The sequence below is a fragment of the Novosphingobium sp. genome, assembly GCF_030696665.1.
Classification (GTDB): Bacteria; Pseudomonadota; Alphaproteobacteria; order Sphingomonadales; family Sphingomonadaceae; genus Novosphingobium.
The window spans coordinates 1-18,732 of record NZ_JAUYRV010000035.1; the positions used below are offsets into that span (position 1 = coordinate 1).

Annotated in this window: 15 protein-coding genes and 1 pseudogene; 8 read left to right on the plus strand and 8 right to left on the minus strand. The window is 62.1% G+C overall.

Annotation, left to right across the window (positions count from 1 at the left end; all coding sequences use genetic code 11):
* From Q8R81_RS09275 to hemF, 4 genes and pseudogenes are all read right to left on the minus strand, one after another.
* Positions 1-272, minus strand: a pseudogene (locus tag Q8R81_RS09275) (hypothetical protein); the annotation flags it as partial.
* Positions 273-555: 283 nt separating this feature from the next.
* A complete protein-coding gene (locus Q8R81_RS09280; protein ID WP_305617149.1) occupies positions 556-2,643 on the minus strand; it encodes a bifunctional (p)ppGpp synthetase/guanosine-3',5'-bis(diphosphate) 3'-pyrophosphohydrolase in 2,088 nt (695 codons plus the stop codon).
* A 74-nt stretch (positions 2,644-2,717) separates the two neighbouring features.
* Positions 2,718-3,338, minus strand: coding sequence for an N-acetyltransferase (locus Q8R81_RS09285; protein ID WP_305617278.1), 621 nt, complete (start codon positions 3,336-3,338; stop codon positions 2,718-2,720).
* Between the two features lie 4 nt (positions 3,339-3,342).
* The gene (gene hemF / locus Q8R81_RS09290) at positions 3,343-4,206 is read right to left on the minus strand and encodes an oxygen-dependent coproporphyrinogen oxidase (protein WP_305617150.1); all 864 of its coding nucleotides are present in this window, start codon (positions 4,204-4,206) and stop codon (positions 3,343-3,345) included.
* A gap of 45 nt (positions 4,207-4,251) precedes the next feature.
* Here hemF and pdeM point away from each other — a divergent pair, with 45 nt between their 5' ends.
* The 4 genes from pdeM (at position 4,252) to Q8R81_RS09310 (ending at position 6,991) form a co-directional block, all read left to right on the plus strand.
* Positions 4,252-4,926 (plus strand): ligase-associated DNA damage response endonuclease PdeM, encoded by a 675-nt coding sequence (pdeM, locus tag Q8R81_RS09295; RefSeq protein ID WP_305617151.1) that lies wholly within the window; start codon positions 4,252-4,254, stop codon positions 4,924-4,926.
* A 168-nt stretch (positions 4,927-5,094) separates the two neighbouring features.
* On the plus strand, positions 5,095-5,613 hold the full coding sequence (infC, locus tag Q8R81_RS09300; protein ID WP_305617152.1) for a translation initiation factor IF-3: 519 nt from the start codon (positions 5,095-5,097) through the stop codon (positions 5,611-5,613).
* Between the two features lie 271 nt (positions 5,614-5,884).
* The gene (locus Q8R81_RS09305; RefSeq protein ID WP_305617153.1) at positions 5,885-6,193 is read left to right on the plus strand and encodes a hypothetical protein; all 309 of its coding nucleotides are present in this window, start codon (positions 5,885-5,887) and stop codon (positions 6,191-6,193) included.
* A 135-nt stretch (positions 6,194-6,328) separates the two neighbouring features.
* Positions 6,329-6,991: a hypothetical protein gene (locus Q8R81_RS09310; protein ID WP_371135347.1), complete on the plus strand. Its 663-nt coding sequence runs from the start codon at positions 6,329-6,331 to the stop codon at positions 6,989-6,991.
* Positions 6,992-7,062: 71 nt separating this feature from the next.
* Here Q8R81_RS09310 and Q8R81_RS09315 read toward each other — a convergent pair whose 3' ends face one another.
* Positions 7,063-9,750 carry a TonB-dependent receptor gene (locus tag Q8R81_RS09315; RefSeq protein ID WP_305617155.1) on the minus strand — a complete coding sequence of 896 codons (2,688 nt, stop codon included), beginning with the start codon at positions 9,748-9,750 and terminating at the stop codon, positions 7,063-7,065.
* A gap of 304 nt (positions 9,751-10,054) precedes the next feature.
* Between Q8R81_RS09315 and typA the strand changes: the two genes are divergently transcribed.
* Entirely contained in the window at positions 10,055-11,881 is a 1,827-nt protein-coding gene (gene typA / locus Q8R81_RS09320; RefSeq protein ID WP_305617156.1) for a translational GTPase TypA, read from the plus strand.
* A gap of 157 nt (positions 11,882-12,038) precedes the next feature.
* Positions 12,039-14,855, plus strand: a complete 2,817-nt coding sequence (locus tag Q8R81_RS09325) for a CHAT domain-containing protein (protein WP_305617157.1) — start codon at positions 12,039-12,041, stop codon at positions 14,853-14,855.
* A 427-nt stretch (positions 14,856-15,282) separates the two neighbouring features.
* Here the strand turns inward: Q8R81_RS09325 and Q8R81_RS09330 are convergent, their stop codons facing one another.
* Positions 15,283-16,167 carry an outer membrane protein gene (locus tag Q8R81_RS09330; protein WP_305617158.1) on the minus strand — a complete coding sequence of 295 codons (885 nt, stop codon included), beginning with the start codon at positions 16,165-16,167 and terminating at the stop codon, positions 15,283-15,285.
* On the opposite strand from Q8R81_RS09330, the gene Q8R81_RS09335 reads away from it, so the two are divergent.
* Together Q8R81_RS09335 and Q8R81_RS09340 are read left to right on the plus strand one after the other, a co-directional pair.
* The gene (locus Q8R81_RS09335; protein ID WP_305617159.1) at positions 16,166-16,369 is read left to right on the plus strand and encodes a hypothetical protein; all 204 of its coding nucleotides are present in this window, start codon (positions 16,166-16,168) and stop codon (positions 16,367-16,369) included. The two genes, Q8R81_RS09330 and Q8R81_RS09335, sit on opposite strands and share 2 nt — an antisense overlap.
* Positions 16,356-17,546, plus strand: coding sequence for a glycosyltransferase family 1 protein (locus tag Q8R81_RS09340; RefSeq protein WP_305617160.1), 1,191 nt, complete (start codon positions 16,356-16,358; stop codon positions 17,544-17,546). The genes Q8R81_RS09335 and Q8R81_RS09340 overlap by 14 nt, the downstream gene beginning before the upstream one ends.
* Here Q8R81_RS09340 and Q8R81_RS09345 read toward each other — a convergent pair.
* Together Q8R81_RS09345 and Q8R81_RS09350 are read right to left on the minus strand one after the other, a co-directional pair.
* Positions 17,543-17,995, minus strand: coding sequence for a hypothetical protein (locus Q8R81_RS09345; protein WP_305617161.1), 453 nt, complete (start codon positions 17,993-17,995; stop codon positions 17,543-17,545). The genes Q8R81_RS09340 and Q8R81_RS09345 overlap by 4 nt on opposite strands.
* Positions 17,996-18,081: 86 nt before the next feature.
* Entirely contained in the window at positions 18,082-18,708 is a 627-nt protein-coding gene (locus Q8R81_RS09350) for a PadR family transcriptional regulator (RefSeq protein WP_305617162.1), read from the minus strand.
* Between the last annotated feature and the right edge of the window lie 24 nt (positions 18,709-18,732).

The following is an 18,732-nucleotide window of genomic DNA, read 5'->3' on the forward strand; positions in this document are numbered from 1 at the left end:
TTGGCACCGGTCAACAACGCAAACAGTGTTCTGCCACCGCCTAAATCCACGGCCACCGCTTCGCCGCGCAGCTTGATCTGCGGACGGCTTTCACCGAGCGGAAAGCCGCTTCGATCACGAAACTCCAACTCCCGCACCGCAAACCCCGTCTTCAGCCCTTCCGGCGTTTCAACCTCCACAGTCATCTTGTAACGCATCGTTTCTTTATTGCCGCAGCCCGCAAGCGACAACGCCATACACAGCCCCAACAGGAAAACCCGCAGCGCTTTCATGCTGCTACCCGTGCGTAACTATCAGGAGCATTGCGATGACGGCTTGTTAAATGCACTCAATACCTCCTGCACCGGACGCAGCATCTCTGTAGGGCTAGGGGGTTAAGCAATTTGCCAACGCGATGTAGCTACGGCGGCAACTCCTGACGGTTGGCTTCGTCAATTCTCGTCATTCCCGCGCAGGCGGGAATCCAGCGACCAGCAACGTCGTCGCTTTGCGACGGCTTTTTTTATCGGACTGGATTCCCGCCTTCGCGGGAATGACGAAGAGTGGGGCGGCGCGCTAAATCCGCTCCGCCTGCGCCACCGCCTCGCTCGCCCGCAATGCGCTGACGATCCGCGTCAGGTGCGCAAGATCGCGCACCTCCAGATCCACCTCATAAGTATGGAACGGGTTCTCCCGCTGGGTCATTTCCAGATTGACCACGTTGGCATGGTTCTTGGCGAAAATCCCCGCCATTTCCGCCAGCGTGCCGGGGCGGTTGTAGAGTTCGGCGCGCAGTCGGCCGATGGCGCCGTCGGTGCGGGCGTCCCATGACAGGTCGATCCAGTCGGCATCGACGCCGTCGGCCAGCTTCATACAGTCAATCGCGTGGACTTCCACGCCCTTGCCGGGGCGGCGGAGGCCGACGATGCGGTCTCCGGGCACGGGGTGGCAGCACGCGGCCAGTTTAAACGCCATGCCGGGGGTGAGGCCGCGCACGGCGATGGCACGCTTCTGGCTGGGCCAGTTCTCCTCGGCAATGTTGGCCGCGCTGCCGGGGACGAGCGCTTCCATCACCTGCCGGTCATCCAGCTTGGCCGATCCGATGGCGAACATCAGGTCTTCCTCGGTCGCCAGCTTCAGCCGCTTGAGCGCATCGGCAATCGCCTTCTTGCCGATCTTGGTCGGCAGGCGCTCGATGATTTCCTCATAAAGCTTGCGCCCGATGGCGGCGACTTCGGCGCGCTCCTTCTGGCGCACGGAGCGGCGGATCGCGGCGCGGGCCTTGCCGGTGACAACGAAGCCCAGCCACGAAAGCTGCGGTTCGGAACTGCGGCTCTTGATGATCTCGACCACATCGCCATTGCCGAGCGCGGTGCGCAGCGGCACGTGCCGCCCGTTGATCTTGGCCCCCACCGCCTGCGCGCCCAGATTGGTGTGGACGGCAAAGGCAAAGTCGATAGGCGTTGCGCCCTTGGGCAACTGGAACAGCGATCCCTTGGGCGTGAAGGCGAAGATGCGATCCTGATAAATCGCCATCTTGGTGTTTTCGAGCAGTTCTTCGGCATCGTGGCTGGATTCGAGAATTTCGATCAGGTCGCGAAGCCAGCCCACCTGCCCGTCGGGCTTGCCATGCTGTTTATAGGCCCAGTGCGCCGCGAGGCCGAACTCGTTCAGCTCGTGCATCTCGCGCGTCTTGATCTGCACTTCCACGCGCATCGCGTTGGAATAGATCAGCGCGGTGTGGAGCGAACGGTAGCCGTTCATCTTGGGCGTGGAGATGTAGTCCTTGAAGCGCCCCGGAATCATCTGCCACTGGCGGTGGAGAATACCCAAGGCCTTGTAGCAATCGTCCTCGTTCTCAGTGACGACGCGGAAGGCCATGATGTCGGTGATCTGTTCGAACGACACGTGCCGCTCGGCCATCTTGCGCCAGATCGAATAGGGGTGCTTTTCGCGGCCCGACACTTCCACGCGCAGGCCCACACCGGCCAGCGCCTGCTTGACCTGGAGCGCGATGGAATCGACCTGCGCGCCTTCTTCGCTGCGGATCGCGGACAGGCGGCCGGTGATGGTGGCATAGGCTTCCGGCTCAAGCTGTTCGAAGGCGAGCAACTGCATCTCGCGCATGTATTCGTACATGCCCACCCGCTCGGCCAGCGGGGCGTAGATATCCATTGTCTCGCGCGCGATGCGGCGGCGTTTTTCCTCGCTCTTGATGTAATGGAGCGTGCGCATGTTGTGCAGGCGGTCAGCCAGTTTCACCAGGAGGACGCGCAGATCCTCGCTCATCGCCAGCAGGAACTTGCGCAGGTTCTCCGCCGCGCGCTCGCTCTCGCTCATCGTCTCGATCTTGGAGAGCTTGGTCACACCATCGACCAGCCGCGCCACATCGGGGCCGAACAGCCGCTCGATCTCTTCCACCGTCGCCAGCGTATCTTCCACGGTATCGTGGAGCAGCGCAGTGATGATCGTGTCCTGATCGAGCTTCAACTCGGTCATCAGGCCGGCCACTTCTACCGGGTGGGAGAAATAGGGATCGCCGCTGGCACGCTTCTGACTGCCGTGTTTCTGCACGGTATAGACATAGGCACGGTTGAGCATCGCCTCATCCGCATCGGGATCATAGGCAAGAACACGTTCGACAAGTTCGTACTGGCGGAGCATCTGATCCCTAGATGGCGGCAAGCGGGGTAAACCTGCAAGGGGGAATACCTCGTAAATGCAATCGACTTGCTTGATCAGAGGATGATGGGCGCGCTACCGATGTCTTGCGGCAACAGTCCGGCAAGGCGCGGGTCGGGCAGGATCTCCACAAACCGTGCGAACGGTTCAAAGCCCTGCTTCTGGTAGAACGGCAGCGCGCGCGGATCATCGGTGGTGCAAGTGTGCAGCCAGACGCGGGCGACGCCCGGTGCCCACGCCAGTTGTAGAGCCTTGCGCATCAGCCACTGACCAACGCCCTTACCGGTCGCACCCTTGATCAGGCCGAAGAACACGATCTCGCATTCCCCCTCCACCCGGAAGTCCAGTTCCACCATGCCGACCTCAACCCGCGTCCGGTCCACCACGGCATAAAGCTGCACGCGCGGATCGTGGATGATCGCGGCGATTTCCGCATCGCTCCGCCCCAGCCGCGTCCACCACAGCCAAGGCCCGCCAATGCGCTTGTAGAGCAGGCGGTACTTCTCGGGTGCTGCGTCTTTCCACCGCACGATCTGGACCGGAACCTCGGCCTCGGGCGTAAGACGGCGCAAGGCTGCTGGCGGCTCCAGCATTTCCAGCGCCGTAACCACGCAGGCAAGATCGCCCGGCGCGACATTGTGATAACCGTGGCCCAGCGGCGGGCCGTGTGCTTCAATCACGTCAGGTCCACACCGCTTCAGGCGGCAGGCTCATCAGGATGGCGTCGATATTGCCGCCGGTCTTCAGGCCGAACAGCGTGCCACGGTCCCACACCAGATTGAATTCGGCATAGCGCCCGCGATACTGCAACTGCTGCAGCTTTTCCGCGTCGTTGAACGCCATGCCCATGCGCTTGCGCACCAGAGCCGGGAACACGTTGACGAAGGCATCGCCGATGTCGCGCGTAAAGGCGAAGTTGGCTTCGAACGCCGCGTCATCCCCGCATTCCAGATGGTCGTAGAACACGCCCCCTACCCCGCGATGGACCTTGCGGTGGGGAATCCAGAAATACTCGTCCGCCCACTTCTTGAACTTCGGGTAGTACTCCGCATCGTGCCGGTCACACGCCGCCTTGTACTCTGCGTGGAACTCTGCCGTGTCCTCGTCATAAGGGATCGGCGGGTTGAGATCGCCGCCACCGCCGAACCATGCCTTGCTGGTGGTCAGGAAGCGCGTGTTCATGTGGACGGCGGGCACGTGCGGATTGGCCATGTGCGCAACAAGGCTGATCCCCGTTGCCGTAAATCCCGGCGAATCAGCGGTGGCCCCGTTGATCGATCCGGCGAACTCCTTGGAAAACTCACCCTGCACGGTCGAGACGTTCACGCCGACCTTCTCGAACACTTTGCCCTTCATCAACCCCTGCACACCGCCGCCGCCGTTTTCGACGGTTTCGCCTTCATGCTCACGATTCCACGGCGTGTACTGGAACGAAGCATCCGACCCGGCTTCGCGTTCAATCGCTTCGAATTCGGCACAGATGCGATCACGCAGGGATTCGAACCAGGTACGGGCGCGGGCGGTGTGTTGAGTCCAGTCAGTCATGGTGACGGACTTGCCAAGGGTTTTGCGATCCGGCAAGGGGAAGCGATGGTTCCCTTTTCGTTCGCCTCACAGGAATTCCGCCTCGGGCCTGCGCGCGCGCTGTTCTGGGCAGAGGAAAACGCGCTGCTGGTGGCGGACCTGCATCTTGAAAAGGCCAGCTTTTTCGCAAAGCACGGGCAGATGCTCCCGCCCTATGACAGCCGCGCCACGCTGGAACGGCTGGCCGGAGCGTTGCGTGAAACCGGCGCAAAGCGCGTGTTCTGCCTTGGCGACTCGTTCCACGATGCCCAGGCAGTGGCCCGCATGGAACCCCATGCTGCGGGCATGCTGGACGCACTGACGCGGGCGACCGACTGGGTCTGGATCACCGGAAACCACGATGAAGACGCAGCTGCACCCGGCGGAACACTGGTCGATGAACTCGACATTCGCGGCATGAAACTGCGCCACATCGCGCGCAAAGGCAGCGCCGACACCGAAGTGTCGGGCCATTTCCACCCCAAGTTGCGCGTCACGGTGCGCGGTCGCTCCATCGCTCGCCCCTGCGCTGTCGCCAGTGAGAACCGTTTGATTTTGCCCGCTTTTGGTGCATTGACCGGCGGGATGGATGCGGGCGATCCGGCAATCCTTGCCGCGTTGCAGCCCGCCAGCGCCATCGACGCTATCGTACCTGCGGGCGAAAAGCTTGCCCGCTTTGCCTTGTGGCGCGCGGCAGCATGACCGGGCATTCCCACAGAATTGTGCAACACGCTTGGGCCAATCGGAACTTCCCGCAAACCGGGCCTTTAAAACCCCGCGCATTGTGATATGAGCGCGGCAACCGCTATCAGGCGTATATTTGTATAAACTGCAGGAGAAAGCACTATAGCTCCCCCACCGAGGCGCAGTATGGCGCCCCCCGTCAAGAGCGGGCCTCGCTTCAACCAGATGATCACGGTGCCGAAGGTGCGCGTGATTGACGGTGATGGTGAGAACCTGGGTGTAATGTACACCCGCGAAGCGATCGAGCAGGCGGCTGAAGTCGGCCTTGATCTCGTCGAAGTTTCCCCGAACGCTGACCCGCCGGTCTGCAAGTTCCTCGATGTGGGCAAGTACCGCTACGAGGCGCAGAAAAAGGCGAACCTCGCGCGCAAGAGCCAGAAGACGCAGGAGATCAAAGAGATCAAGATGCGTCCGAACATCGATGACCACGATTACGATACGAAGATGCGTAACGTGATGCGGTTCATCGAGGATGGCGACAAGGTGAAGATCACCCTGCGTTTCCGTGGCCGCGAACTTTCGCACCAGCAGTTGGGCATGAACCTGCTGCGCAAGGTGCAGGACGACGTGGCGGAAATCGCCAAGGTCGAAGCCTTCCCCCGCATGGAAGGCCGCCAGATGCTGATGGTCCTCGCGCCCAAATAAGCGCACGAGACAATCGCTGAACACCGCAAGGGGCGTGCCGCAAGGCGCGCCCTTTTCGTATGCGCGGGATCGGCATTCAGCGACCTATCCTGAAAAACGCAATTTCCGCCCGCCGACACCACGCAACGCCTTGTCCCGCGGCGCAAGGCAGTTCCGCGTTACACTACTCAACTCACCGGCAAACCAACACTTTCCAGCGATTCAGCCATGCCCGATTTCTCCGACGGTGCGTTGCCGCGACGGTTCGCAAAAAACCTAAAAAGGAGAATTTATGTCGCCATCTTTCAAAATCATCCCCGCCGTTGCCATTCTGGCAGGCTCGCTGGGCCTTGGCGGTTGCGCCACCAAGGGCTACGTCAACGAGCAGATTGCCACGGTCAACCAGCGCATTGATGGCGTCGAAGGTCGCCTGCAGGCGACTGACGGTGTTGCACAGGCCGCACGCAGCGAGGCTCAGGCCGCCAATGCGCAGTCGCAGACCAACACGCAGCGCCTCGATCAGCTGACCGGCCGTGTCGACGGTATGGATCAGCGCATGATGCAGATGCAGCAGCAGCCGCAAAAGCGCGCGCGCAACTAAGCCTTACACGCAACGTTTCCCCTGCCGGACGGGCGGCCCGCGGCAATTTCCGCAGCCGCCAGTCGCCCGTCCGGCACCCATGATACGGATTGAGAACGATACTCGATGATCAAGGCTCTGGTTGCGTTGACAGGAATGGCACTGGTTGTTTGTCCGCTATTGAGCACGGATGCGCATGCAGCTCCGGCCAAGGCCTCTTCTGCAAAAAAGAAGGCTGTAACTCCGCCCGTCGAGCTGCCGCCGCTGACTATTGCCGCTCGGCGCGTCACCACTTGGGTTGCCGAAACCGCCGACAACCAGTCGCTGCCCTATATTGTGATCGACAAGCAATCGGCGACGATCATCGTCTACGACGCCAGCGGCAAGCCGGTAGCGACCGGCCCTGTGCTGATCGGAATTGCCGAGGGCGACGAGGCCACACCGGGCGTCGGCTCCAAAAGCCTGTCCGAAATCGGTCCCGCAGAAAAGACCACGCCGGCTGGCCGCTATCTGGCAAAGTTCGGACGTGCGGCAGGCAATACCAAGGTGCTTTGGGTAGACTATGCCACGTCGGTGGCGATCCACACGATCCCGCCGGGCAACAAGGAAAACCGCACGAAGCGGATGCTTTCACCCGCGATAGACGACAACCGCGTAACCTTTGGCTGCATTAACGTGCCCAAGGCGATCTACAACGGAAAGATCGCCCCCATGTTCGCCAAAAAGGGCGGTTACGTCTATATCCTGCCCGACAGCAAGCCACTGGAAGCCGCCTTCCCGCCGCTGCACGCACGGCCATTCGTCGAGGCAGCGCGCTAAACGAAGAAGGGAGCCTTTCGGCCCCCTTCTCCCTCTCCCCAACCTCGTTTCAGGCCAACCTGGCTTGCAGGTCAGAACCGGTAGCGTGCCGCCACGCCATAGGTGCGCGGCTGGCTGGTATAGCCCGAGATCGAACCGGGCTGCGCGGGCGTGTCAAAGATCGACAGCAGATAGCGCGCGTCGGTCAGGTTGCGGCCCCATGCGGTCAGTTCAAGCCCCATCGGCAGCACCCAGCTGATCGATGCGTTCAACTCGTTAACTTCGCGGCGATAAGGTCGGGCTGCAGCAATCGCCACACTTGTCCCGGCATCAAGAAAGCCCGGCAAGCCCTCGGCAATCTGCACGGGCGATTCATAGTGGAAATCGCTGCGCAGGATCACATGGTGGCCACCGTTGAATTCATGATCATAGGTCGCGGCAAAGGTGGACGAAATCGCCGGAATGCCCGCCGGGCGCGTCTTGGACAGATCACCGACAGCCGAAAGAATGAAGCTGTCATACTTCGGATCAAGGTACGTCATGCCCACGTTGAACTGCAGGCCCTTGGCTGGCTTGACCGTGCCTTCAAATTCCAGCCCGCGCACCGATTGCTTGCCCGCATTGGCCAGCACGAAGCCGGAGCCGGTGAAGGTGTTCGACTGGAACCCGTTGATGCGCTGGTCAAACGCGGCAAGGTTCGCCGTCACAAGGCCCCAGTCCGCCTTCAACCCGATTTCATAGACGGTCGAGCTTTCCGGCCCGGCAAAGCGGCTGCCATAGGTCTGGTTCACCACGGTGAGGCCGCCCGCCACCAGCGCCGCCCGGTCTGACGGTGCAGGACGGCTGTCGCGCGAAAGGTTGATCGAGCTTGCTTTGAAGCCCGTTGCGTAGCTGGCATAGACGTTGATGTCGTCGGTCAGATCGAATGCAACGCGGACGATATAGGTGAACTTGTCATCGCGGGTCCGACCCGGCTCCACCGCGTTCGGCACGGCAAGGAACGGCGGCAGGAACTGCAGGTCTTGCAGTGCCAGCAGCGGATTCCCCACTGTCAGCGGATTGGTGTCTGCCGCCGCCGCCGTGGTCGAAAGGTTGGCGTTGAGTGCTGCAAAGCCCGCTGCCTGCGTCTGCAGCGCAGCAAACTGGCCCGGATTTGCCTGTGCAAAGGCAGCGATCGTGGCGGGGTTGGTGGTGCCCAACGCGGTCGACACAAACGTGCGGCTGAGCGCGGTGCCGCCGATCTGCACCAGATCAAGGTTGGCAAAGACATCGGAAGACGTCGACGACGCTTCGAAGTCCTTGGCGTCCTTGGTGTAATTTACGCCGCCGGTCACCGTGATCCGGTCACCCACCTTGAAGTCAGCCTGCCCGAAGAACGAATAGGCCTCGTTCTTCAGGCGATAGCGTTCATCCAGCTTCTGCCCTTCGGCAAAGAAGCGCCCGGTATAATTGGTGCCGGTCAGCGCGCTGATCGTGCCTTCAATGCTCGGCAACGACTGGGTGTTCTGCGTCAGCCCCCGGATGACGAAATCGGCATATCCGCGTGCATCGGCACCCCAGCCAATCTGGTTGGTCTGGCGGATGTTCTCATTGAAATAGAACCCGCCGACCAGGAAGTTCACCGGACCATCAAGATTGGTGGCCACGCGCAGTTCCTGCGTGAAGGTCTTGATCGACTGGTCCTGCGCGTTCACCCCGATCAGGTCGGCGCTGGAAAAGTCCGAATCCTGATTGGTCAGCGCCTCGGTGCCGCGATAGGCGGTGATCGACGTGAACGTCAGCGGCCCCAGATCATAGTCGACCTGCCCCGAAATGCCCCAGTTCTCGATGTCGTTGGTCGAATCGAAGTTCGAATAGACGCGGTTGGCATAGACCTCGTTCGGCCCGTTCACCTGCCCGCCAAGCGCGCGGATCGCCAGCGTCGAATCCGAAGGACGCAGGTTGACCACGCCGCAGCACAGCTCATCAATCTTCGAATAGTCACCGATCAGCCGCACGCGCATCTGCGCACTCGGCTCCCACAGCGCCTGTCCGCGCACGAACCAGCGGTCACGCTCGTTCGTTGCGTTGCCGGTGCCAAGATCCTCGTTGTAGCCATCGCGCTTGTTCAGCCCGCCTGCCAGGCTGACGGCCAGTTGCTCGCTCACCGGCCCGGTGACCACGCCCTTCAGAACCAGAGCGTTGTAATTGCCGTAAGCCGCCTCGACATTCCCGCCGAACTCGAACTTCGGCGTATCCGTCACAATCGAGATCACGCCCACGCTGGCGTTCTTGCCGAACAGCGTGGACTGCGGCCCGCGCAGCACTTCGATGCGCTGCACATCGGGGAAATCACCGATCTGCGCGGCCGAGCGTGAGCGGTACACACCATCCACGAACACGCCGACCGAAGGCTCGATCCCCGCGTTGTTCGCCCCGTTGCCAAAGCCACGGATGATGAAGTTGGTGCTGGCGCTCGATTGCAGCTGCGTCACGCGCAGCGATGGCACCACGCTGACGAGATCCTTCAGATCGCGGATCTGCGCCTGTTCCAGCGTCCGCGCGCTGGTGACAGACACCGCAACCGGAACGTCCTGCAGGGTTTGTGCGCGCTTGGTCGCCGTGACGATGATTTCGTTCCCGGTCGCCTCAGTCTCGGGCATGTCGGTGGCAGGCTGCGCCATCTCTCCGGCGGCGGCTGCATCCTGTGCCTGCGCGGCGGCGGAGAAGGCCAAGGCAAGGCCGCAAGCTCCGGCAAGGAGCGCGGCCTGACCGGTGCTACCGGCGATTTTCAATGTCATTGCGATCCTGTTCCTTAAAGTCTGGCCCGGCCGCGAGTGCCGGGTTGCAGGCGGCCATCGTGTGGCTGCAGGTCATCCTTGTATCCCTGCCCTCCTGTTAAACGCTTGCAATGCCCCAAACAATCGCAGCACCCCGAATGTCGGCGCATTGGTCATGCATTTTCATGCATTGTGGCAAACCGGTCACACCCATCGCAACGCGCGTGCTTGCCGCAACGCACAATCTCCTCTATGCGCGCGCCGGTATCGGAGCGGGCCACAGCTTGTGCCGACTCCTGCCGAATCCAAACCGAAAGCCAGTTTCATGTCCGCCCACCAGCGTAATATCGCGATCATCGCCCACGTCGACCACGGCAAAACCACCCTCGTCGACCAGCTCTTCCGCCAGTCCGGCACCTTCCGTGACAACCAGCGCATTGAAGAGCGCGCGATGGATTCGAACGATCTCGAAAAGGAACGCGGGATCACCATTCTGGCCAAGTGTACTTCGGTCGAATGGGAAGGCACCCGCATCAACATCGTCGACACCCCCGGCCACGCCGACTTCGGTGGCGAGGTTGAGCGTATCCTGTCGATGGTCGATGGCGTGATCCTGCTGGTCGACAGCTCGGAAGGCGCGATGCCGCAGACCAAGTTCGTCACCGGCAAGGCGCTGGCGCTGGGCCTGAAGCCCATCGTCGTCGTCAACAAGATCGACCGTCAGGACGAACGCACGCAGGAAGTGCTCGACGAAGTGTTCGACCTTTTCGTCAGCCTCGATGCCAACGACGAACAGCTTGAATTCCCCGTCCTGTTCGCTTCGGGCCGCAATGGTTATGCCAGCGATGATCCGCTGGCGCGCGAAGGCACGCTGAACCCGCTGTTCCAGAAGATCGTCGATCACGTGCCTGCCCCGTCGGCAGACCCGGATGGCCCGTTCAAGTTCCTCGTCACCCTGCTCGATCGTGACAACTTCCTTGGCCGCATCCTCACCGGTCTGGTGTTCTCGGGTTCGGTCAAGACCAACCAGGCGATCCACGCGCTCGATAACGATGGCAACATCGTTGAAACCGGCCGCGCATCAAAGATCATGACCTTCCGTGGGCTTGAGCGCGTGCCGACCGACGAAGCCGTCGCTGGCGACATCATCTCGATCGCAGGTCTCACCACCGCGACCGTTTCGAACACCATCTGCGACACCAGCGTGAGCGAACCGCTCCACGCCCAGCCCATCGATCCGCCAACGCTGTCGATGCGCTTTGCCGTGAACGATTCGCCGATGGCGGGCCGTGAAGGCACCAAGGTAACCAGCCGCATGATCCGCGACCGTCTGGCGCGTGAAGCTGAATCAAACGTCGCCATCAAGGTCACCGAAAGCAGCGACAAGGACAGCTTCGAAGTGGCTGGCCGCGGCGAATTGCAGCTGGGCGTGCTGATCGAAACGATGCGCCGCGAAGGCTTCGAACTCGGCATCAGCCGCCCCCGCGTGCTTTACAGCACCGACGAAAGCGGCCAGCGCACCGAACCATACGAAACTGTCGTGATCGACGTTGACGATGAATATGCCGGCACCGTCGTTGAAAAGATGGCCACCCGCAAGGGCGAGATGACCGACATGCGCCCATCGGGCGGTGGTAAGACCCGCATCACCTTCTCGGCACCGTCGCGCGGCCTCATCGGCTACCACGGCGAGTTCCTTTCGGACACGCGCGGCACCGGCATCATGAACCGCCTGTTTGAAAAGTATGGACCCCACAAGGGCAAGATCGAAGGCCGCAAGAACGGCGTGCTGATCTCCAACGGCGCGGGTGAAGCCAACGCCTATGCCCTCGGCCCCTTGGAAGAACGCGGCATCCTGTTCGTCGGCGTCGGCACGCCTTTGTATGAAGGCATGATCATCGGCGAAAACGCCAAGCCCGACGATCTTGAAGTCAACCCGATGAAGTCCAAGCAGCTGACGAACTTCCGTTCGACCGGCAAGGACGACGCCATCCGCCTCACCCCGCCCAAGGTCATGACCCTGGAACAGGCCATCGCCTACATCGACGACGATGAAATGGTGGAAGTGACGCCAAAGTCCATCCGCCTGCGCAAGGCGATCCTCGACCCGAACGAGCGCAAGAAGGCGTCGCGGAAGAAGGAAGCGGCTTAAAGCCGCCGGGGCGGAAGAAGGAAGCAGCTAAGCAAACACGAAAGGGCGGTCAGAAATGGCCGCCCTTTCTGTTTACCCCCCCTTGCTTCCAAGGAATCGCTGTTCATTTGATCAATGTCTGTCCAATCTGTCGGCCGGGATAGGGAACAAGGCACAGATGGCACGAAATGCAGTAGCGTTGGTGACCGGCATACTTCTGTTCATCGGATCGCAGGCCAATGCTGCAACCGACCGGACCAGATTGGATCGCTTGATCGCACAGTTCGAGGCTGCCGATTCAAACAGCGATGCCGCCAGATATCGCACGCTGGCCGACCAGACTTTGGCCGAGGCCCGACGGCTCTATCCTGCAGGCCATCCCGAGATTGCAGCGCGCGCGCTCTATGTTGCGCAGGCAATGGCAGCATCCGGCAAGATGGATCAGGCACAGGCCGAAGTTGACCGGATCGTACCGCTGCTCGCCGGTGCGGAGGGATACCGCGCCAGTTGGCGAAACGCCCTCAGCCTGCGCGCCTATATTCTGAACTTCAAGGCCGACCATGCCGGTGCCTTGGCGATCAATGAACAGCTTGCAGCCGAATATGCCAATGACCCGTCAAGCTACGGGATACGCGATCACGCCGTCACGCTGTCCAACCTTGCGGCCTCCTATCTTGAACATGGCCGGCTTGATGATGCCCTTGCGCGCAATGAAGAGGCGATCCGCATTGGCCTGACGCTCAATCCCGTGCCCGAAGACGTCGCCATCTGGAGCGCGAACCGGGTTGCCTACCTCTATTCTGCAGGCAGGACGGAAAACGCCATCGTCACCGCGCAGGATGGCATCGCCCGTGCGGGCGCTGCTCTTGGCCCCGACCATCCTGCCATGGCAAACCTCTACGCCAACCTTGGCGCCATTCTGCTGCGACTTAACCGTCCGCATGATGCTATGGTCCCGATCCGCCAGGCGTACGAACTGATTGAAAAGGCCAATGGCGGTCCGAACCAGAACAGCGCGACGATGCGGACGCAGTTCGCGCAGGCTTTGGTCCGCGCCGGCCGTCACGCGGATGCGATTGCCTATCTCGACCATGCAACGCCGATCATCGACACACAACTTGGTGCCCAAAGCGACCGTTCGCTAACCGCCCGCGACACGCGCCTGATCGCGTTGATCGCGCTGGGAAAGGGCGCAGAGGCCGAAGCATTGGCCCGCGAATTGCTCGCAGTGCGGGATGCTCGGCTGCCCGACGGGCACAGAGACCGGGCAAATGCCCGCGACAATCTCGCCAAGGCCGCGTTCGCACTGGGAAACTGGAACACCGCGCAGGATGCTGCGGCACAGTCGGTGGCGCTGCGCAGCAAGATGCTCTCTGCAGACCATCCCGACCTCTTGTTGTCTCGCGCGTTTCTGCTGCGGGTGGAAGACCGTGGCGGCCTGCGTCCGGCAGCAGAACTCGTCACGCAGGGGCGCCAGGTGTTCGAAACGCTGGTGCAAAACGCACAGCTTGCCAGGGGATCGGCGCAGGCTGAGCGGCAGCGACCTGCTTATGGCTGGCTGGCCGAGATTTTCGCGCGGCATGGGGCATCGGATGATGCTTTCCGCGCCCAGCAATGGGCGGCGCATACAACGCTTGAAGATACTCTTGCCATCGCGGCCAGCGAACGGGCGGCAAAGGCGGATCCGGCGCTGGCCAAGCTGTTGGCGCAAAGGCGCGAACTTGTATCGGCCCGGCAGGGACTGGAAGCCCGTGTCGATGCGAACAGCGCCCGGCCTGACCCGGCATTCGATCTGGTTGGCGTGTCGCGTGAGCTTGCCGGAAACCGGCGAGAAATTGCTGCGCTCGATGCGTCCCTCACACCGCAACAGCGCGACAGCCTTGTTTTTGCCCCGGCCGCAATTGCGGAGATACAGGCAACGGCAAGCAGAAGTGATGTCAGCATCATGGTCACCGACATCGGTAACGGCTGGATTGTCACGGCCATTGGCGCCCGAAGCATAAAGCAACATCTCGTTGGCCCGGACGCCCCCGTTGACGACCTTGTCCAGCAACTGCGTGCTGTTGTCAGCCCAGCCAGTAATGGCATGCTGGACCGCACGGCCTCGTCACGGCTGTTTGCCGTACTTTTTCCAGACGACGCCGGAGCGTTGGTGCGGTCGGCGCGCCAACTCAACGTAACGGCAAATGGCGTGCTTGGATCACTGCCCTTCGGACTGCTTTCTGCAGATCGCGATGGCCGAGTGGTGCTGCTGGAAAAGATGGCGATTGTCCGGCGCGTCAGCATGCGTGGCGGCAAGTCGGCGGCGTTCGGTCAGACCGGCGATACGCTGATTGCATTTGGCGGTGTGAAGGGGGCTCCGGCGCAATCCCTGATGGCCATGCGGTCGGCAAGCACGGCAAGAGCCATTGCCGATTTACCGGATCTGCCAGACTCGCGGCGCGAGCTTGCCGCACTCGGACAAGCGATCGGCGCCGGATCAGCCCAACTTCTCGTTGGCAGTGAAGCGACTGAAGAAGCTCTGCGCCAAATCAACGTCCCCACTGGCGCCGTGCTTGCCTTTGCCACACACGGCCTCCTGTCCGGTGAACTTGACGGTTTGAGCGAGCCTGCCCTTCTGCTGTCGCCTGACGGGAACGACGATGGCCTGCTCAAGCCGAGCGAAATCGGAACGTTGCAATTGCCCGCAGGTCTTGTGATCCTGTCGGCCTGCAATACTGCGGTAGGCAGCACGACCAATCGTCCTCAACTCGCCGGGCTGGTGCAAGGCTTCTTCCTGGCGGGGGCGGACCGCGTTCTCGCCAGTCACTGGCCGGTGCGGGACGATGCCGCCCGGCGCCTGTCTGTCGGAATGGTGCGCGGCATGAAAGCCGGAGCGCCGCCCGCCCAAGCGCTGCGCCGCGCGATCGCTGCAGTGCGTAAAGGCAACGATGGGGAGATGCCGCTCGACAGTCCGGCGCTTTGGGCTGTCTTCGAGTTGTTCGAAGCAAATTGATATAGCTGTTGTGCCGTTAGTGCCGTCAGATCGAGCAGAGACGACCGGCGTAATCCCGACCTTCCAAAAACCCCTGTCCTACAAACCCTCACCTGACATAGCCTCCGGGGCATGACGCACCTCGGCCCCCGCTCAGCCCCCACCTCCAACTGCACCCCAGCCAGCACCGCCACAGAAGGCCGCGCCGATCAATCGGAAAAACCGATCAATCACGCCCAACTGATCGATTTCAATTCTTCCGCAGGACAGTGTAAACCCCGTAAACCCCCCTCCCCGTTTCAGGGCGAAAAAGGGCCAACAGACGCCGCGCTTGCCGATCCCTTTGAGGGCCGCGCCGCACACGAAAAAGCTGCGGCGCTTCCCGCACCGCAGCTTCTCCCGGTTCGCCGCTCCCGCGCCTTGCGGCGGGGAGCGCGTTACGTATTGATCAGAACCGCAGGCCGACCACCGCGCGCACGGCGTGGGTGTCGAAATACTTGTCCTGAATGCGCATGTTCGTGCCGCCACCGTTCAGCAGGAACGGGTTGGTGGCAGGCGCGGTGCCTGGGCCGACAGCGATGTTATACTTGTCATCCTTGTAGCGGCTGTACAGGTATTCAACGCCCAGCGAGAGGCTGTCGGTCAGCATCACTTCGGTGCCGCCACCAGCCTGCCAGCCCCATACCATGTCACCGTCGTTTACTTCATTGAACGAGTTGGCGCGGTTGCTGGTGCTGAAATCGTGGTCGATCTTGGCATAGCTGATACCGCCGGTGCCATAGAACAGCGCGCCGCCGCCGGGGGTGAAGCCTACGCGGCCACGGGCCGACACGGCATAGTCCACCGAACGGGCGATCTTGTAGAACGCAGGCGTGGTGCTGAACGCGGTGGAGCGGTCGATCGAATCGTTGCGCGATCCTTCGATCAGGCCGCCGAACACGATGTTGCCCGAACGCGCGTCAAAACCGATGCGGGCGCCATATTCGGCCCCAGCCTTGTCCGGCGCACAACCGGCATCGCGCGAAGGTCCGCGTGCGCCGTTGCAGAAGCCGGGCGAGAAGGCGTTGGCACCGCCGAGTGTCGTCACCTGTTCGTTGTAGGTGCCGTCGCGGTTAGTGTCGAAGCCGAACGTGTTGCCGTTCTCGCCATTGACGCCAAAGCCGCCGAAGCCCTGCACGTAGATGCCGTTGAAGTGGCTGTCGCGGTCATAGGTGCCAGTTGGGGTGCTGGTGCTCTCCATCGCGTCGGACGAGGTGTCCTGAGCGAGGGCAGGAACCGAGACGAGCGCTACCGACGCGGCCAGCGGCCACGCAAAACGTGTTTGAAACCTCATGAAAATTCCTCTTTCTGATTGCGCATTGCAGCGCACAACGGCTCAAACCGTCAGCGTCGAAAAAGGTTTCCGGTTTCGTCACCGGATCGGACCGAAACGTCATCAACCGGCGGCAAAGCGCAATTTCTTTGGGGTTCCGGCGCGGCTGTCACTCGCCATTCAGGTTCGGCGGGGCTATGGCGGCGGCGATGACCGAGCCTGATCCCTCCGCCTTCCCCACCGCACTTTCGGGGCTGCGCGTTGCCCTGTTCAGCGGCAACTACAACTACGTCCGCGATGGCGCGAACCAGGCGCTGAACCGCTTGGTCGGCTATCTGTTGCGGCAGGGCGCAGACGTGCGGGTCTATGCGCCCAAGGTCGATAACCCCGCCTTCCCCGCCACCGGCACGCACATCGGCATCCCCTCCTTCGCCATCCCCGGCCGCGCGGAATACCGCTTCCCGTTGGCGCTAAGCCCCCGCGTCCGCCGCGATCTGGCAGAGTTTGCACCCCACGTCGTCCACGTGTCATCACCCGACGTGGTGGCGCACCGCGCGGTTTCATGGGCGCGGCACCGCAAGCTGCCCATCCTCGCGTCGGTCCATACCCGCTTCGAAACCTACTTCCGCTATTACAACATGGCCTGGGCCGAACCGGTGGTCGAGGCACTGATGCGGCGGTTCTACCGGCGCTGCGATGCGCTCGTCGCGCCGTCTGAATCGATGGCGCAAGTGCTGCGCGATCAGCGCATGAACTACGATATCGACATCTGGTCACGCGGCGTTGATCGCGAGATCTTCCATCCGGCGGCGCGCAGCATGGAATGGCGGCGCAGCCTCGGCATTGCGGATGACGAAGTGGTCGTCGGTTTCCTTGGCCGTCTGGTAATGGAAAAGGGGCTGGACGTGTTCTCGGATTCGATCGACCAACTGGTGCGCAAGGGCGTGAAGCACCGCGTACTGGTGATCGGCGAAGGCCCCGCGCACGAATGGTTCGTCGCGCGCCTGCCCGATGCGGTGTTCGCAGGATTTCAGGGCGGCGCAGACCTTGGCCGCGCGGTGGCGAGCATGGACGTGCTGTTCAACCCATCGGTCACTGAGACGTTCGGCAACGTGACGCTGGAGGCGATGGCCTGCGCGGTGCCGGTGGTGGCCGCAGCGGCTACGGGGAGCCAGAGCCTTGTCGACGATGGCGTATCCGGGCGGCTCATTACGCCGGGCGCGGTGCGGCAGTTTGCCGAAGCACTGCGCGGCTATGTCGAGAGCGCGGACTTGCGCGCGCGGCATGGCGCAGCGGGCGAAGAGCGCAGCCTCGAATTTTCGTGGGACCGGATCAATCAGGCCGTGGCCGACACCTACCTTCGGTTGGTGCGGCAACGGGCGCGGTCGAAGCGGCGTTAACGCAGGACGCCTGCGGCCTTCATGCGGTTGGCGTACCACAGGAAGAACAGCAACGACCCCCAGATCACAAGATTCATCACCATCATCGCGCCGCTGTTCATCGAAGCGGGCACAGTGCTGTCAGCGAAATGATAGACCTGTGTGACCGCCAAGCCGAGCAGCGAGACGGCAAAGGCCGTCACCGCATGACGTGACCGCATCAGCAGTAGCACAGAGCCTACAAGCGATCCCCACACGCCAAGCGCCCAGAACACGTTCAGCCACGCGGGCATCGCCTGCATATAGGCAATCTCAGGCTCTCCCATGCCGACGGACGCCATGTAGGCGACGGGATCGAGCTTGGTCATCGTGTAGTCAACACAGCCAAAGCTGTTCCACAACAGGCTGATCGCACCGACCGCCCAAAGATGGGCCGGTGTGCGCGTGGGCATGGATTCAAGGTTCTGCATGGTGCCTCTCCCCCGGTGAGCAGAGGAGAGGATACCATGACCCAAGGCATCGTCAAAGCGCCGCGATAAGGCGGACTCTACCAGCATCAGAGGCGTTCGATCCGGCGTGCGGCATCGTCGAGAATGTCGGCGATGGCGTGCGCGGTTTCGGTATCGAAGCCCTGCGTCACTGCGCGGTTGCGCAGGACGGCGTGGAGATTGCCCATCGCGCGGCGGACGGGCGGGCTTTCCTCACGGTCACGCTGTTCGCCCAGCGCCTTGAGACGTGTAAGGATCGACTCCAGATCCGCGTCCTTGCCGGTCAGTTCGGCGCGGCCCGCATCGGTCACGGCAAAAGCCTTGCGCGGGCTTTCGTCTGCCTCCTCGGCGATCAGGCCTTCATCAACCAGCAGGTTGAGCGTGGGGTAAACGACGCCGGGGCTTGGCGCATATTCGCCGCCCGCCAGATCACCCACCGCGCGGATCAGATCGTAACCGTGACGCGGTTGTTCGGCGACGAGGTGGAGCAGCAGAAGGCGCAGTTCGCCACCGGCAAACATGCGTCCGCCCCGGCGACCGCCGCCGCGTCCGCCGCGACCGCTACCCCCGCCAAACGGACCATCCTCACCGAAGGGTCCACCTTTGCCAAAGGGACCGCCAAAGCGGCCACCCATCATCGCCATCATCTTGATGGCATGTCGGCCGCCTTTGTGGCGACCATGTTCGAAGTTCATGTGTTTATATCCTTTCATGATGCG

Coding starts and splice junctions, on each gene's coding strand:
- Q8R81_RS09325 (WP_305617157.1), top strand. CDS start 12,039: ATGGCACGAAATGCAGTAGCGTTGGTGACCGGCATACTTCTGTTCATC.
- Q8R81_RS09280 (WP_305617149.1), bottom strand. CDS start 2,643: ATGCTCCGCCAGTACGAACTTGTCGAACGTGTTCTTGCCTATGATCCC.
- Q8R81_RS09345 (WP_305617161.1), bottom strand. CDS start 17,995: ATGCAGAACCTTGAATCCATGCCCACGCGCACACCGGCCCATCTTTGG.
- infC (WP_305617152.1), top strand. CDS start 5,095: ATGGCGCCCCCCGTCAAGAGCGGGCCTCGCTTCAACCAGATGATCACG.
- Q8R81_RS09335 (WP_305617159.1), top strand. CDS start 16,166: ATGAAAATTCCTCTTTCTGATTGCGCATTGCAGCGCACAACGGCTCAA.
- Q8R81_RS09340 (WP_305617160.1), top strand. CDS start 16,356: ATGACCGAGCCTGATCCCTCCGCCTTCCCCACCGCACTTTCGGGGCTG.
- Q8R81_RS09350 (WP_305617162.1), bottom strand. CDS start 18,708: ATGAACTTCGAACATGGTCGCCACAAAGGCGGCCGACATGCCATCAAG.
- typA (WP_305617156.1), top strand. CDS start 10,055: ATGTCCGCCCACCAGCGTAATATCGCGATCATCGCCCACGTCGACCAC.
- Q8R81_RS09330 (WP_305617158.1), bottom strand. CDS start 16,167: ATGAGGTTTCAAACACGTTTTGCGTGGCCGCTGGCCGCGTCGGTAGCG.
- hemF (WP_305617150.1), bottom strand. CDS start 4,206: ATGACTGACTGGACTCAACACACCGCCCGCGCCCGTACCTGGTTCGAA.
- pdeM (WP_305617151.1), top strand. CDS start 4,252: ATGGTTCCCTTTTCGTTCGCCTCACAGGAATTCCGCCTCGGGCCTGCG.
- Q8R81_RS09305 (WP_305617153.1), top strand. CDS start 5,885: ATGTCGCCATCTTTCAAAATCATCCCCGCCGTTGCCATTCTGGCAGGC.
- Q8R81_RS09310 (WP_371135347.1), top strand. CDS start 6,329: ATGGCACTGGTTGTTTGTCCGCTATTGAGCACGGATGCGCATGCAGCT.
- Q8R81_RS09315 (WP_305617155.1), bottom strand. CDS start 9,750: ATGACATTGAAAATCGCCGGTAGCACCGGTCAGGCCGCGCTCCTTGCC.